The organism is Rhizobium rhizoryzae (assembly GCF_011046895.1).
Lineage (GTDB): Bacteria > Pseudomonadota > Alphaproteobacteria > Rhizobiales > Rhizobiaceae > Neorhizobium > Neorhizobium rhizoryzae.
The window spans coordinates 762,318-775,516 of the sequence record NZ_CP049250.1; the positions used below are offsets into that span (position 1 = coordinate 762,318).

Genomic DNA, 13,199 nt, shown 5'->3' on the forward strand with positions numbered 1-13,199 from the left:
CAGTTCAGGGACCCCGTCTTTACCGGAAATAAGCTGACTAGACATACCAGAGCCCGTCGGCCATCGCGCCCACCTGAGCGGTCTTGTTCTCGGCACTTTCTGCAAACATCAACAGAACCTTCTCCTGACTGAAGGTCCCATTGTTCAGTGCATCGATCCAGAATGCGGCTCCAGCCTTGTCCCCGCTGCGCCCCAGAACATTGGTATAAAGTGCATCCACGTAGCTGCCGGTATCACGCTTTGTGCCGAACCGTGCGGCAAATTCCGGTGAGTGGAAAAACTGGGATATGAGTTGTGGCAGATCAGCCGTGCCACCATCCAGCTTGTTGATCCAGAAGCCAGCGCCACCCGGTTCCGGCTGTCGACCGAAAGCAGCTTTGTAGAGCCGCATCAGCATGCCGGCATTGCCGTCCGAGTCCAGCGCCAACGTTCCATCGCTGAATTTAATACGTTCGAAATTCGATAGTTGGACCTCATAGGGTCCACTGAGAGTGACCACGCCGTCCTTCACCTTGACCGTAAAATCGTTGCGGGATTGGGTGATGACACCAACATCAAATCCGCCGCCAGCATCCATCTTGGAGCTACCGGGCTTGATCTCGATCGTATCATTGGCAAGCGTGCCGCCGCTTCCGGGTGTCGGGCTGACCGGCGGAGTGACAACCGGTGGTGTCACGACAGGTGGCGTCACGGCCGTATCAGTAGACGGCGGCACAACAACAGGCGGCTTGGCAACATCAACCACCACCGTACCGGCAGCAGTGAGCGCACCTCCAGCGCCGGTATTTCCGCCATCATCCACGCTGATCTTGATATTTGCCTTTCCCGTAAATCCGCTTGTGGGCGTAAAGCTCAATGTCTCAAGCGCGGCATTGAGATCTGTCAGGCTGCCTGAAAGAATGAGTGCCTTATCGCCAGCCACAGCGCCTTGCACTTGAACGCCGGAAAGCTTGTCAGCCAGCTTGAGGTTGCCATCTTCGGTTTCAACCTTGATGGTGAGGGTGGCACTGCCGGCATCAGGATCTGCAACGGCAATCGCGGACTTCGCCTTGAACGCGAGACTCTCACCAGCGCCGAGGGATTGCGCGGAAGGAAGCGCCAGGCTGGGCGTGGTATTGACGGGTGCGACTGCAAGCTGGAACGTCGAGGCTATCGGCACGGAATTATCCCCGTTCAGGTCCTCGACGGAAACAGAAAAGGACGCCTTGGTCGTTTCAGATCCATCATGCCGGAAGGAAACGTCACCGGCCTTTAAATCAGCAGGCGTGAAGCTCGTCGCGGCCTTGTTCTTCACCAGCAGAATACCATTGGCAAGGCTCGATACGGTGTAGGTAATATCGGCGGCGCCATCTTCCGGATCGCTGAAGCCAAGCTGGTTTTCAGTCAGGATAACCGTCTTGCCCTCATCGACGTTAGCAGAAAGCGTTCCTACAAGGATTGGCGGACGGTTGACACCGACCAGAATCGAGGTGTTCGCCGCAATTGAGGGGATTGAGACCTGAACATCATTACCCGCAGCATCCCGGATATTGGTATCCACCACACTGAGGTTTTTATCGAGAGCAAGGCCCGAACGTGCGTTGAACCCCGCGGGCAGCACCGCCTCGAATGTCAGCGTAGTGGTGCCACTGCCAGACACGTATTCGGCGGTAATCTTTGCGTCATTTTCACCAATGAGCAGCAGCTTTGGTTTGCCGCTGTCTATGGATACATTGACGACCTCGCTGGCGGTGAGAGAAAATGTCAGCTTGTCACCCGCATGATAGCTGCCGTTTGCTGGCTGCTTCAGCGCGACGAAGGTAGGCCGCGTGTTATCAAGCACATAGCTCTGGTTGTTACCCGACACCTGGCCAGTGGCAGAATTCCCGGCGATATCACGAACGTTCGAGATCTTGAGGCTGACCTCTCCGTTGAGACCGGCCAGATCGCCACCCGCCACGGTGACAACGGCACTGTTGCCATCCTTCACTACGCTTTGCACCGTTGCTGTGGAGCCTATAACCGCCACATTGCCCTTGGTCAGATCGACACTTTCAGAGAAGGAAACACGGAAAGACAGTTGATCGGCATTGGTTATAGACGTCGCAGGAGTGACCCGCGCAATTTCCACGATGCTGGGGGCAACCGTATCGACAATCAACTGCTTGGTATAGCTGGCTGCTTGACTGGGAATGCCATCGACAGAGATCTGACGCACGACAATCATATTTGGCTGATAGTTGCCATCTGCCACGACGAAGCCGGTTCCGCTTCCGGTCTGCCAGTCTTTGCCGCCATTGGTGCTGAACTCGAAGCGGGCATTCTCCCTAAGCCCACCAACATTGACGACACCGTCATTGCTGATGCCTTGAGCATCGCCAAGATCCGTCTTGAGCGTCAGCGTCGGCTCCGGCGGCTGTATGCCTTGCAAATTGTTCAGAACCAAAGTGCCCGGCGCAACGCCCGTAAGTATGATCCGCGTATTGTTGGCAAATTCCAGGACTGTGTCCGGGCCATTCGTCGACACCTCCAGCGCGCGAAGTTTGGCCAAACTGTCTATGGAAGCGAAATTCTGGCTGTATAGCTTATCAACAAGCGGATTGAAGTCGGTGATCGTGACAACTCCCTGGTCGACGACAAAGACATCTGCCCCATCGCCGCCTGTCAGCCTGTCCTTGCCACCGCCGCCATTCAGACGATCATTCCCCTTCCCGCCATTGATCTCGTTGTCGCCGCCATCACCGGTCAGGACATCATCGAAGTCCGAACCTTTCAGGTTCTCGATACTGAAATAAGTATCCCCCGCAGCATCGCTCGTATTGTCAGAACTCTTCGCCAGATTTGCAGTAACGCCAGCCTCAGCATCCTCGTAGGAGGCAGTATCGGTGCCAGCACTTCCGTCCAGCACGTCAGCCCCTTTGCCACCGATCAGCAGATCGTTACCCCGATCGCCAAAGAGGTTGTCGTCGCCTCCCTTGCCGCGCATTACATCGTCAAACTGGCTGCCCAATGCACGCTCGCCGGCATCGGAACCCGTGAAGTTGACCGCCGGAACATCTTGGCGCGGAACATGCATTTGATTAGCGCCAAATCTATCCCCAACGTCCTGCCACATCGTGTTTGATGTCGGCTGGTTATCGACCAGCACCTTGCCAGTAAAGTCCGGAAGGGTAAGGCCACGTGGATAGTTCATAGTGCCGCCGTACAACTCGGCTAGCAGCGGAGCAGTATCTTCATCAAGAATGCCAGCATTCGCAATCATCCAGCCTGCGGGTATTTTTGATTGCGGTCCGGCGAAGATCATCACCTCGCCAAGAGGAGAGGATTGAAGGGCTGGGAAATTTCCTTGGGGATAGTTGCCGCTGACGTTAATGAGGTAGTAAAGCGCGATAGATTCCTGATTATTATCAATAGATTGTGTAATCATTCTCGGGTTGAGGGGATTCGCGTTCTCGGTGAGGATTGATGCGGAGGCGCCGGAGACCCTGCCCAGCGCGAAATCTACATCATCATCCTCGTACCATCTGCCAGCACCGATGACGGTTTTGCCAATCAGATTGGGTAGCGCAAACTTGTCGCCGGCTCCTCCATAGCGATATCCGATAAGATCGAAGAGCTCTCGGTATTCAAACTTGGAAACAGTCCTGCCGTCTGCAACGAGGTAATTTATCGGGCTGGTGTTTGTGGCACTGAAGGTAATAGCGCCAACAAAATCACCGTTTGCATCGTCGCCGCCGGATGTACGAATGAGCGGAAGCAGCCCCATGGAAGGCTGCTTGTTATCAATGGGAACAGATGAACCGCCCCAGGCAGCTGGCAGGTTCTTCTGTTCGAGTGTCAGGTTCCCGACACCGCTGGTAGCCCCCAGATCCGTCGGCTTGGCACCAATGATAACCCGGCCACCCAAATCGGGCGCCTTGAAAACGGTCGCTCCATTGCCGCCATAGGTGGTTCCCAACACACGAAACAGGTCTTGATTATCTGCTATTTTCAGGGTGCGGCCATCCGCGTCCATTGGCGTCCAGATTCCGCTCTCTCCAACGAGGAAGGTTCGCACCTGACCTGTGAAACCGTGGGCGCTGGCACTGCTTGCGCTTGGAATACTGGAATTATTCACGACGGTCTGGCGAACAACAAAACTATCTTGATAGTTGGAAATCGTCATGGTCGCGCATCCCCTTGGCTGAACCCGGCCGCATGAAACAGCCACCCTCGGGCGCGGACATTACGAGTGCGCAACAAGTTCGCAAGGAATGCACCGGAATGTTATAGCTCTCTAATACGCATGCGCCGCGCATTTTGCACGGCGGTCGCGCTTGTGAAAGCTTCAAAGAAATTCAACTGAAACAATAGTTTGCAATTTCGGTGAGACACCTCGCGAGAAGACATGGCGCTTCGCGAGGCTCGGACTTCATCAACCGTGGGTGATATGAGGCAATCACAGGATTGCAGGAAAATCAACCAAAGAGGGTTCTTTGCGTCAAAACACACCTTATCAGCACATCATTTAAAACCGAAACCGAATCCAGACTGTTCCAAGGCTGCACCACTGGAGTATTCGGCTTGCCGCTTTGCATCCGGCATCGTTACCCACCGTTGTTTGGTAAGGAACCCAAGAGAGATCGTCAGCAGATCGCCACCCACCAAGCCAGCGAAAAGCAGATGCTACCATTGCAACTGCGCCCAACAGTTCCGAGAAATCGAGATTGTCCAACTCAACAAGCGTATTGGACAAAACCAAATGCAGGATATCGGAACGATCTGAAAATTGAAGGAAGATGGCGGACAGAGAGGGATTCGAACCCTCGATACGCTTTCACGTATACACGCGTTCCAGGCGTGCGCCTTCAACCACTCGGCCACCTGTCCTTGCTATCCAAGGGCTGCCTTGCGGTGTTGTGCGAAGCAGCGGTCGGGGCGGATATATACCGATGAATTTCAAAGGATCAACCCGATTCTGAAAGAAATGTGACCTGTCCCCAAACTCTCTTCAAATCCATGCCTTGCGATGCAGCGTTTGCAATCCGCGGAAGACACCTATAGGTTGGCGAAAATCCAGTCCGGCTCGAGGGATGAAGCACCGATGGCGTTCTTTTTGCGCTTCCTAAGCCTGCTTCTTCTCCTCGGGGCAATTGCCGCCGGCACCGTTGATTCCATCGTATCCGTCGCATCTTCGAAAGTCATCCTGACAAGCTTCGAACAGGACTGGCTGGCGTTAAGCCCGGATTCGCTCCCCCTAGCGAAGCAGTGGGTTGAACACTATATTCACCCTGAAGCTTGGCGCAGCGGACTTGCCGTCATCATTGCACAACCGGCCTTTGTCGTTCTTCTCGGTTTGTCACTCCTGTTCTGGATGATCGGCTACCGTCGCCCGCGCCCGCAAGCATTGCTGGTTTAGCCTCCATTCCGGGGGCACAGCGCCTCTCCGCACCGAATCTGTCGGAATGCGGAAGCAGGCTCACGCAAGGAGGCAAGGATGTTTTTGATCGACATGTTCAACAAGAAGACGGTCATGCCCACGCCAGACACCGCTCTGCCGGGGCGCACGGACCCTCTGCCGACCGCCACCCACCACTTCGTCAACGGCAACCCTCTCAAGGGTCCTTATCCAGATCATCTGAACATTGCCTATGTTGGCATGGGCTGCTTCTGGGGCGCTGAGCGTCTGTTCTGGAAAACGCCGGGCGTCTGGGTCACGGCTGTCGGTTATCAGGGAGGGATTACCAGGAACCCCACCTATCACGAAACGACAACGGGCATGACCGGGCATACGGAAATCGTCAAAGTCGTGTTCGATCCGTCGCAGGTTTCCTACGATCAGCTGCTGAAGATCTTTTTCGAAGAGCACGATCCGACGCAGGGCATGCGGCAGGGCAATGATATCGGCACGACCTACCGTTCGGCAATCTACACGACCAGTCCGGAACAGCAGGCGGCGGCTGAAGCGGCGCGGGATCGTTTCCAGCAAGCCCTGAACGATGCCGGAAACCGGTCCAAGATCACGACCGAAATCAAGCCGGCGGAAGAGTTCTACTATGCCGAGGACTATCACCAGCAATATCTGGCCAAGAATCCCGGTGGATATTGCGGCCTGCGCGGCACCGGCGTTTCCTGCCCGATCGAGCGTTGATCTGACGAAATTCTGATCAGAAAGCCGCGGAATTCATCGCTTCCGCGGCTTTATTTGTGCAGTCCTTCAACAATATCTGCGTTTTTTACCAGATGAAAAATTTCTGGTGAATTTCCTTCGCAGCCATGCAAGGATGGGCTCTAGCCAGTCATAATAGACAACCGCTGGCGACCGCAGACATGCCTCGAACAGGGCATGCGGGGGGACCCATGATGAACGCTAAAAATAATAGGGCTGCACGATGAAGAAAACCCTTCTCTCAATTCTTGCCTTGGCCGCGCTTTCGACCACGGCTCTGGCCGCTGATGTCAAGCCGGCGCTGGTTTACGGCACGGGCGGCAAGTTCGACAAATCCTTCAACGAAGCGGCCTATCAGGGCGCCGAGAAGTTCAAGAAGGAAACGGGTACCGACTACCGCGATTTCGAGCCGACCAGCGACACGCAGGGCGAACAGGCAATCCGCAACTTCGCCTCCAAGGGCTTTAACCCGGTTGTTGCCGTGTCCTTCGCCTGGACATCGGCCATGGAGAAGGTTGCTGCCGAGTTTCCAAACACCAAGTTCGTGATCGTTGACTCCGTCGTCAAGCTGCCGAACGTTCGCTCGGTCGTCTTCAAGGAAGAGGAAGGTTCTTACCTCGTCGGCGTCATGGCGGGTCTGGCTTCGAAGTCCGGCAAGGTCGGCTTCATCGGCGGCATGGACATTCCGCTGATCCGCAAGTTTGCCTGCGGCTACGCCCAGGGCGCCAAGGCTGCAAATGCAAAGATCCAGGTTCTCCAGAACATGACCGGCACCACCGGTGCTGCATGGAACGACCCGGTTCGCGGCGGTGAACTGACGAAGAACCAGATCGACCAGGGCGCGGATGTCATCTACGCGGCAGCCGGTGCAACGGGTCTCGGCGTTCTGCAGACGGCAGCTGACAACAAGAAGCTTTCGATCGGCGTGGATTCCAACCAGAACCACCTGCATCCGGGTTCCGTCCTGACCTCGATGGTCAAGCGCGTCGATCTGGCTGTCTACAACGCCTACAAGGATACCGCTTCCGACAAGTTCACCGGCGGCATCCAGGCCAATGGCGTGAAGGAAGACGGCGTCGGCTACGCGATGGACGACAACAACGCCAAGCTGGTAACGCCTGAAATGAAGGCCGCCGTCGAAAAGGCGAAGGCCGATATCATCGCGGGAACGGTCAAGGTTCACGACTATATGTCGAGCAACAGCTGCCCGATGTAATCAACGCGAGGGGGCGTATGGTGCAAACGGTGCATCATACGCCCTCTTCATGTCCGGCTTCCGGAAAGGAAAGGCAAGACGCGTGAGCCATAACCCAGCGATCGAACTGGTGGGCATCGACAAGAGTTTCGGTGCTGTTCATGCCAACAAGAATATCCACCTGAAGGTGGAAAAGGGCACAATTCACGGCATCATCGGGGAAAACGGTGCCGGTAAATCCACACTCATGTCCATTCTCTACGGCTTCTATCAGGCCGATAGCGGGGAGATCCGCATCAACGGCCAGGCCTTGAGCATCAAGGACAGCCAGACGGCGATCGCATCCGGCATTGGGATGGTGCACCAGCATTTCATGCTGGTCGAGAACTTCACGGTTCTGGAAAACATCATGCTGGGCGCGGAAGGCGGGCAATTGCTGGCCAAGGGCGTTTCGTCGGCGCGCAAGGAATTGAAGCGCCTGGAGGACGAGTACGACCTGAAGGTCAACCCCGATGCTGTCATCGAAGACCTGCCCGTCGGAACGCAGCAGCGCGTGGAGATTCTCAAAGCTCTCTATCGCGGCGCAGACATCCTCATCCTGGATGAACCGACCGGCGTTCTGACCCCTGCCGAAGCGGACCACCTGTTCAAGGTACTCAAAGTCCTGCGCGACCAGGGCAAGACGATCATTCTCATCACCCACAAGCTGCGCGAGATCATGGCAATCACTGATGAGGTTTCCGTCATGCGCCGCGGCGAGATGGTAGCGACGCGCAAGACTGCCGAGACCACGGTGGAGGAACTGGCGGAACTGATGGTCGGTCGCCGCGTGCTGCTGCGCGTGGAAAAGGGCGAAGCCAATCCCGGCAAGATCCTGCTGTCGGTCAAGAACCTGACCGTCAAGGACAGCCGTGGCGTGACCATGGTGGACAACGTCTCCTTCGATGTGCGGGAAGGCGAGATCGTCGGTATTGCAGGCGTTGCCGGAAACGGCCAATCGGAATTGCTGGAGGCCATTGCAGGTATCCGCAAACCCTCCTCCGGCGAAATCCTCATCGATGGCAAGCCCATTGCCAATGCAGACCCTGCACGCCTGCGCGAACTGGGGCTTGCGCATATTCCTGAAGACCGGCACCACATGGGTCTGGTGCTGAAGTTCGAGGAGTACGAAAATGCAGTCCTCGGCTATCACCGCGATCCGAAATACGGCAAAGGCGCCCTGCTCGACCTGAAAGCCATCCAGGCAGAAGCTGTCGAGAAGATCGAGAAATACGACATTCGGCCGCCGAACCCGCGGCTGAAGACCGCCAATTTCTCCGGCGGCAACCAGCAGAAGATCGTCGTTGCCCGCGAGATCGAGCGCGATCCGAAGGCCTTGATCATCGGCCAGCCGACACGCGGCGTCGATATCGGTGCCATCGAATTCATTCACCGGCGCATCGTCGAAATGCGGGATGCCTCCAAGGCCATCCTGCTTGTCTCTGTCGAGCTCGACGAGATCCGCTCGCTCTCCGACCGTATCATCGTCATGTTCGCGGGCAGGATCGTCGGCGAAAAAACGCCGGAAGCGGACGAACAGACACTTGGCCTGATGATGGCGGGGATTGCGGCATGACCCTTCCCGCCCACAGCATCATCCCCCCCTATTCTGACGGCATGGAGAGCAGGGAGATCGGGTTCGCCCGCACCGTCTCCATGACGATGAGGACCACCTGCCCATGAGCACAGCCTCCGTACCCTTGCCCAACTGGATAAACTACGGATTGATTCCGCTGCTCAACCTGATTGTGGCCTTCTTCATTTCCGGCCTCGTGGTCTGGTGGATCGGTGAAAATCCGTTCACGGCGCTCCGCCTGCTCATCGAAGGTGCGCTCGGTCGCGGAGACGCCATCGGGTTCACGCTGTTCTATACCACGAGCTTCATCTTCACGGGCTTATCCGTCGCGGTCGCCTTTCATGCGGGCCTGTTCAATATCGGGTCTGAAGGTCAGGCCTATATTGGTGGCCTGGGTGCGGCTCTCGTGGCGCTTGCGCTCGATCAATATGTGCCGTGGTATGTCACCATGCCATTCGCCATCATGGGCGCGGCACTCTTTGGCGCGGGCTGGGCGTTCATTCCCGCCTGGTTGCAGGCCAAGCGCGGAAGCCATATCGTCATCACCACCATCATGTTCAACTTCATCGGCGCGGCGCTGATGGTCTATCTGTTGGTGAACGTGCTGATCGTTCCGGGCAAGATGGCGCCGGAAACCCGCACCTTCCTGCCGGGTGGGCAATTGCCGAAGCTGGACTGGCTGATGGCGCTCTTCGGAGCGAAGCTCGGACCCGCACCGTTCAACGTCTCTTTCATCATCGCGCTCGTGATGTGCTATCTGGTCTGGCTACTGATCTGGCGCACGAAGCTCGGCTACGAGATGCGCACGCTCGGCATCAGCCCTTCGGCGGCGGTCTATGCAGGCATTCCCTATTCGCGCACGGTCATCATCGCCATGCTGATTTCCGGCGGCCTTGCAGGCATGATGGCTCTCAATCCTGTCATGGGAGCATCGGCGCGCCTGCAGGTCGAGTTCGTCGGCGGTGCAGGGTTCGTCGGCATAGCGGTGTCATTGATGGGTCGAAGCCATCCGGTCGGCATCATCTTCGCGGCGCTGTTGTTTGGCATTCTCTATCAGGGCGGCGCGGATCTCTCGTTCGAAATGCCCAATATCACGCGTGAGATGATCGTCGTCATCCAGGGTCTGGTGATCCTGTTTGCCGGTGCGCTGGAATATATGTTCCGGCCAGCGCTTGTGCATATCTACCAACGTTTGAAGCGGGCTTGAGGAGGACGTCATGGATTTCTTCGATATCGTCGTCAGCATCCTCGGTTCGACCATACGCCTGTCGATCCCACTGCTGTTTACAGCACTCGCCGGATTGTTTTCCGAACGCGCCGGCATTTTCGACATCGGCCTTGAAGGCAAGATGCTGGCTGCCGCCTTCGCCTCCGCCTGTGTCGCCTATGTCACCGGCAATGCCTGGCTTGGGCTTCTGGGCGGCATTGGTGTTTCGCTGGTCTTCTCGCTGATCCATGGCTTTGCCTCGATCACCAATCGCGGCAACCAGATCGTGTCCGGCGTCGCGCTGAATTTCGTGGCTGCCGGATTGACCATTGTTCTGGGTCAGGCCTGGTTCGGCCAGGGCGGACGTACGCCGCAACTGACCGGTGAAGGGCGTTTTACGCCGATCATCCTGCCGTTCGTCGATGTGGTGCGCGATGTGCCGATTATCGGACCGCTTTATGCGAATGTGATTTCCGGCAACAACATCCTGACCTATCTGGCCTTTGCGGCGGTGCCGCTGTCCTGGTGGGTGCTGTTTCGCACGCGCTTCGGTCTTCGCCTGCGTGCCGTTGGCGAAAATCCGGGCGCTGTCGATACGGCGGGTATTTCCGTCACGTGGCTGCGCTATCGCGCTGTGCTGGTCGCCGGTTTCCTCTGCGGCTTCTCCGGCGCCTATCTCGCAATCGCGCAATCCGCCGCCTTCATCAAGGACATGTCTGCGGGCAAGGGCTATATCGCGCTGGCCGCACTGATCTTCGCCAAATGGAAGCCGGTGCCTGTCATGTTCGCCTGCCTGCTGTTTGGCTTCCTCGATGCCTTTGCCAACTTCATGCAGGGCAAGGCGGTTCCGGGCATTGGTGAAGTGCCGGTACAGATCTTCCAGGCACTGCCCTATATCCTGACCTGTATCCTGCTTGCAGGCTTTATCGGCATCGCACATCCGCCAAAGGCTGGTGGCGTGCCCTATACGAAGGAGCGTTGAGTTTCCATGTCCCACGACCTGTTCGAAGCAGCGCGCGATGCCATGGCTCGCGCCTACGCTCCCTATTCCAAGTTTCCGGTTGGCGCGGCAATCCGCGCCGATGATGGCAAGATCTATGTCGGCGCGAATATCGAAAACCTGTCCTTTCCGCAGGGCTGGTGCGCCGAGCCGACCGCCATAGGCAATATGGTGATGGGCGGCGGGCGCAGAATCGTCGAAATGGCGGTGATTGCGGAAAAGCTGGCGCTCTGCCCGCCCTGCGGCGGCTGTCGCCAGAAGATTGCAGAGTTCGCCGGTCCGGAAACCCGCGTCTATCTCTGCGATGAGGTGGGCGTGCAAAAGACCATGACGATGGAAGAACTGCTGCCCTTCTCGTTCAAGACCGAGATGCTCGGATGAGATCCGTCATTGACCTTCTCGTCGACCGCTTCAACGGGCTGATGCCCCGCCATGCCATCGTGCTAGGCTCAGGCCTTGGCTCGCTGGTCTCCGGCATGGATGATCCGGTCCGGTTGTCCTATGCCGAACTGCCGGGCTTTCCGGCAAGCGGCGTGACAGGCCATGCGGGTGAACTGGTGGCCGGGATGCTGGGAAACCATCCCGTCGTCATGCTATCTGGTCGCGCGCATTATTATGAGCACGGCGATGCGGCAGCCATGCGCTTCCCGATCGAAGTACTGCATGGCCTTGGCGTTCAATCACTTATCCTCACCAATTCGGCGGGCTCCGTGCGCGAAGACATGCCGCCCGGCTCCGTCATGCAGATGACGGATCACATCAATTATTCCGGCATGAACCCGCTGATCGGAACCGCCGGGGACAGGCGCTTCGTTGGCATGACCAATGCCTATGACGAAGGTCTTTCGACCGCGATCCGCAATGCCGCCATCCGCACGACAACGCCCCTTTTCCAAGGGGTCTATATGTGGTTCTCGGGCCCAAGTTTTGAGACGCCCGCGGAAATCCGCATGGCGCGTACCCTTGGCGCCGATGCTGTTGGTATGTCGACGGTGCCGGAAGTCATTCTGGCGCGCTATGTGGGCCTGAAGGTTGCCGCCTGCTCGGTGATCACCAATTACGGGGCGGGAATGACCGGTGCCGAACTGTCCCACGAGGAGACCAAGGAAATGGCGCCCAAAGGCGGTCAACGTCTTGCCGCCATTCTGAAGGATATGTTCAGCCAGCCGAGCCTTGCCTGAACGACCTTCTCGCTCAAATTCATTCACGAACCCGCCATGGGTTGCGTCTAATCGATTGAAGGATAATTATGCATTCTCCGACCAACCCGGGAGGGATCACCATGGAATTGCTGGGCCCGCGCGAGATTGCGGCGTTTGCGCTTTCGCTTCTGGATCTGACCAACCTGCGTGACGATTGCGATGCATCCGCCATCGAGACACTGTGCAAGCGTGCGCAAGGGCCGAACGGAAATACGGCCGCCATCTGCATCTGGCCCCGTTTCGTAGCGCAGGCGCGGGGCATCCTCGGCACCAGCAATCCGGTTCGCATCGCAACGGTGGTCAATTTTCCGTCCGGCAATCTGCCCGTTTCAGAGGTCGTGGAAGAAACGCGCCAAGCTGTTGAGGACGGTGCGGATGAAATCGATCTTGTGATCCCCTACACCAAGTTTCTGGCGGGCGACGAGGCCTCTGTCAGCGAGATGGTACGCGCAGTTCGCGCCGCATGCCCGAATTCTTGCCTGAAGGTCATTCTGGAAACCGGCGAAATCAAGGATGCGGCTCTTATTCGCCGTGCCTCGGAGCTGGCGATCGCAGAGGGTGCGGATTTCATCAAGACCTCCACCGGCAAGGTGCAGGTCAATGCAACGCTCGAAGCAGCCGATATCATGTTGCAGGCCATTCGCGACAGCCGCAAGAAGGTGGGCTTCAAGCCCGCAGGCGGCATTTCAACTGTCGCCGATGCCGATCTCTACCTGCGTCTTGCGGAAACCATCATGGGTGCCAACTGGCTGATGCCGTCTACCTTCCGCTTCGGCGCGTCCGGTCTGCTGGACGATATCAGCGCCGTGCTGAGCGGTTCAACGTCTCCGCGCGCCTCCACCGGATATTGATC

10 protein-coding genes and 1 tRNA gene are annotated in these 13,199 nt (G+C 57.3%); 9 read left to right on the plus strand and 2 right to left on the minus strand.

All coding sequences use genetic code 11. The features are described 5' to 3' along the window. Nucleotides 1–37 precede the first annotated feature (37 nt). Together G6N80_RS09900 and G6N80_RS09905 are read right to left on the minus strand one after the other, a co-directional pair. Nucleotides 38–4,144, minus strand: a complete 4,107-nt coding sequence (locus tag G6N80_RS09900) for a tail fiber protein (RefSeq protein WP_165133438.1) — start codon at nucleotides 4,142–4,144, stop codon at nucleotides 38–40. Between the two features lie 614 nt (nucleotides 4,145–4,758). Continuing rightward, nucleotides 4,759–4,848, minus strand: a tRNA-Ser gene (locus G6N80_RS09905). A gap of 214 nt (nucleotides 4,849–5,062) precedes the next feature. On the opposite strand from G6N80_RS09905, the gene G6N80_RS09910 reads away from it, so the two are divergent. The 9 genes from G6N80_RS09910 (at nucleotide 5,063) to deoC (ending at nucleotide 13,197) form a co-directional block, all read left to right on the plus strand. Continuing rightward, a complete protein-coding gene (locus G6N80_RS09910) occupies nucleotides 5,063–5,377 on the plus strand; it encodes a hypothetical protein (protein ID WP_165133440.1) in 315 nt (104 codons plus the stop codon). Nucleotides 5,378–5,455: 78 nt separating this feature from the next. After that, nucleotides 5,456–6,109 carry a peptide-methionine (S)-S-oxide reductase MsrA gene (gene msrA / locus G6N80_RS09915; RefSeq protein ID WP_062555051.1) on the plus strand — a complete coding sequence of 218 codons (654 nt, stop codon included), beginning with the start codon at nucleotides 5,456–5,458 and terminating at the stop codon, nucleotides 6,107–6,109. 241 nt (nucleotides 6,110–6,350) lie between these two features. Continuing rightward, nucleotides 6,351–7,343, plus strand: a complete 993-nt coding sequence (locus tag G6N80_RS09920) for a BMP family lipoprotein (RefSeq protein WP_062555050.1) — start codon at nucleotides 6,351–6,353, stop codon at nucleotides 7,341–7,343. An 82-nt stretch (nucleotides 7,344–7,425) separates the two neighbouring features. After that, nucleotides 7,426–8,937: an ABC transporter ATP-binding protein gene (locus G6N80_RS09925; RefSeq protein WP_062555462.1), complete on the plus strand. Its 1,512-nt coding sequence runs from the start codon at nucleotides 7,426–7,428 to the stop codon at nucleotides 8,935–8,937. 103 nt (nucleotides 8,938–9,040) lie between these two features. Beyond that, complete coding sequence (locus G6N80_RS09930) at nucleotides 9,041–10,144, plus strand: ABC transporter permease (protein ID WP_165133442.1); 1,104 nt, start codon at nucleotides 9,041–9,043, stop codon at nucleotides 10,142–10,144. A gap of 10 nt (nucleotides 10,145–10,154) precedes the next feature. Continuing rightward, entirely contained in the window at nucleotides 10,155–11,126 is a 972-nt protein-coding gene (locus G6N80_RS09935) for an ABC transporter permease (RefSeq protein WP_165133445.1), read from the plus strand. 6 nt (nucleotides 11,127–11,132) lie between these two features. Continuing rightward, nucleotides 11,133–11,525, plus strand: coding sequence for a cytidine deaminase (locus tag G6N80_RS09940; RefSeq protein WP_062555047.1), 393 nt, complete (start codon nucleotides 11,133–11,135; stop codon nucleotides 11,523–11,525). Then, nucleotides 11,522–12,325, plus strand: a complete 804-nt coding sequence (locus G6N80_RS09945; protein WP_165133448.1) for a purine-nucleoside phosphorylase — start codon at nucleotides 11,522–11,524, stop codon at nucleotides 12,323–12,325. The genes G6N80_RS09940 and G6N80_RS09945 overlap by 4 nt, the downstream gene beginning before the upstream one ends. A gap of 101 nt (nucleotides 12,326–12,426) precedes the next feature. Continuing rightward, nucleotides 12,427–13,197 (plus strand): deoxyribose-phosphate aldolase, encoded by a 771-nt coding sequence (gene deoC / locus G6N80_RS09950; RefSeq protein ID WP_165133451.1) that lies wholly within the window; start codon nucleotides 12,427–12,429, stop codon nucleotides 13,195–13,197. The last annotated feature ends 2 nt before the right edge of the window (nucleotides 13,198–13,199 follow it).

Bases quoted from the DNA above. Each gene is read 5' to 3' on its own strand.
- G6N80_RS09900 (WP_165133438.1), bottom strand. From the start codon at position 4,144: ATGACGATTTCCAACTATCAAGATAGTTTTGTTGTTCGCCAGACCGTC.
- G6N80_RS09910 (WP_165133440.1), top strand. From the start codon at position 5,063: ATGGCGTTCTTTTTGCGCTTCCTAAGCCTGCTTCTTCTCCTCGGGGCA.
- msrA (WP_062555051.1), top strand. From the start codon at position 5,456: ATGTTTTTGATCGACATGTTCAACAAGAAGACGGTCATGCCCACGCCA.
- G6N80_RS09920 (WP_062555050.1), top strand. From the start codon at position 6,351: ATGAAGAAAACCCTTCTCTCAATTCTTGCCTTGGCCGCGCTTTCGACC.
- G6N80_RS09930 (WP_165133442.1), top strand. From the start codon at position 9,041: ATGAGCACAGCCTCCGTACCCTTGCCCAACTGGATAAACTACGGATTG.
- G6N80_RS09935 (WP_165133445.1), top strand. From the start codon at position 10,155: ATGGATTTCTTCGATATCGTCGTCAGCATCCTCGGTTCGACCATACGC.
- G6N80_RS09940 (WP_062555047.1), top strand. From the start codon at position 11,133: ATGTCCCACGACCTGTTCGAAGCAGCGCGCGATGCCATGGCTCGCGCC.
- G6N80_RS09945 (WP_165133448.1), top strand. From the start codon at position 11,522: ATGAGATCCGTCATTGACCTTCTCGTCGACCGCTTCAACGGGCTGATG.
- deoC (WP_165133451.1), top strand. From the start codon at position 12,427: ATGGAATTGCTGGGCCCGCGCGAGATTGCGGCGTTTGCGCTTTCGCTT.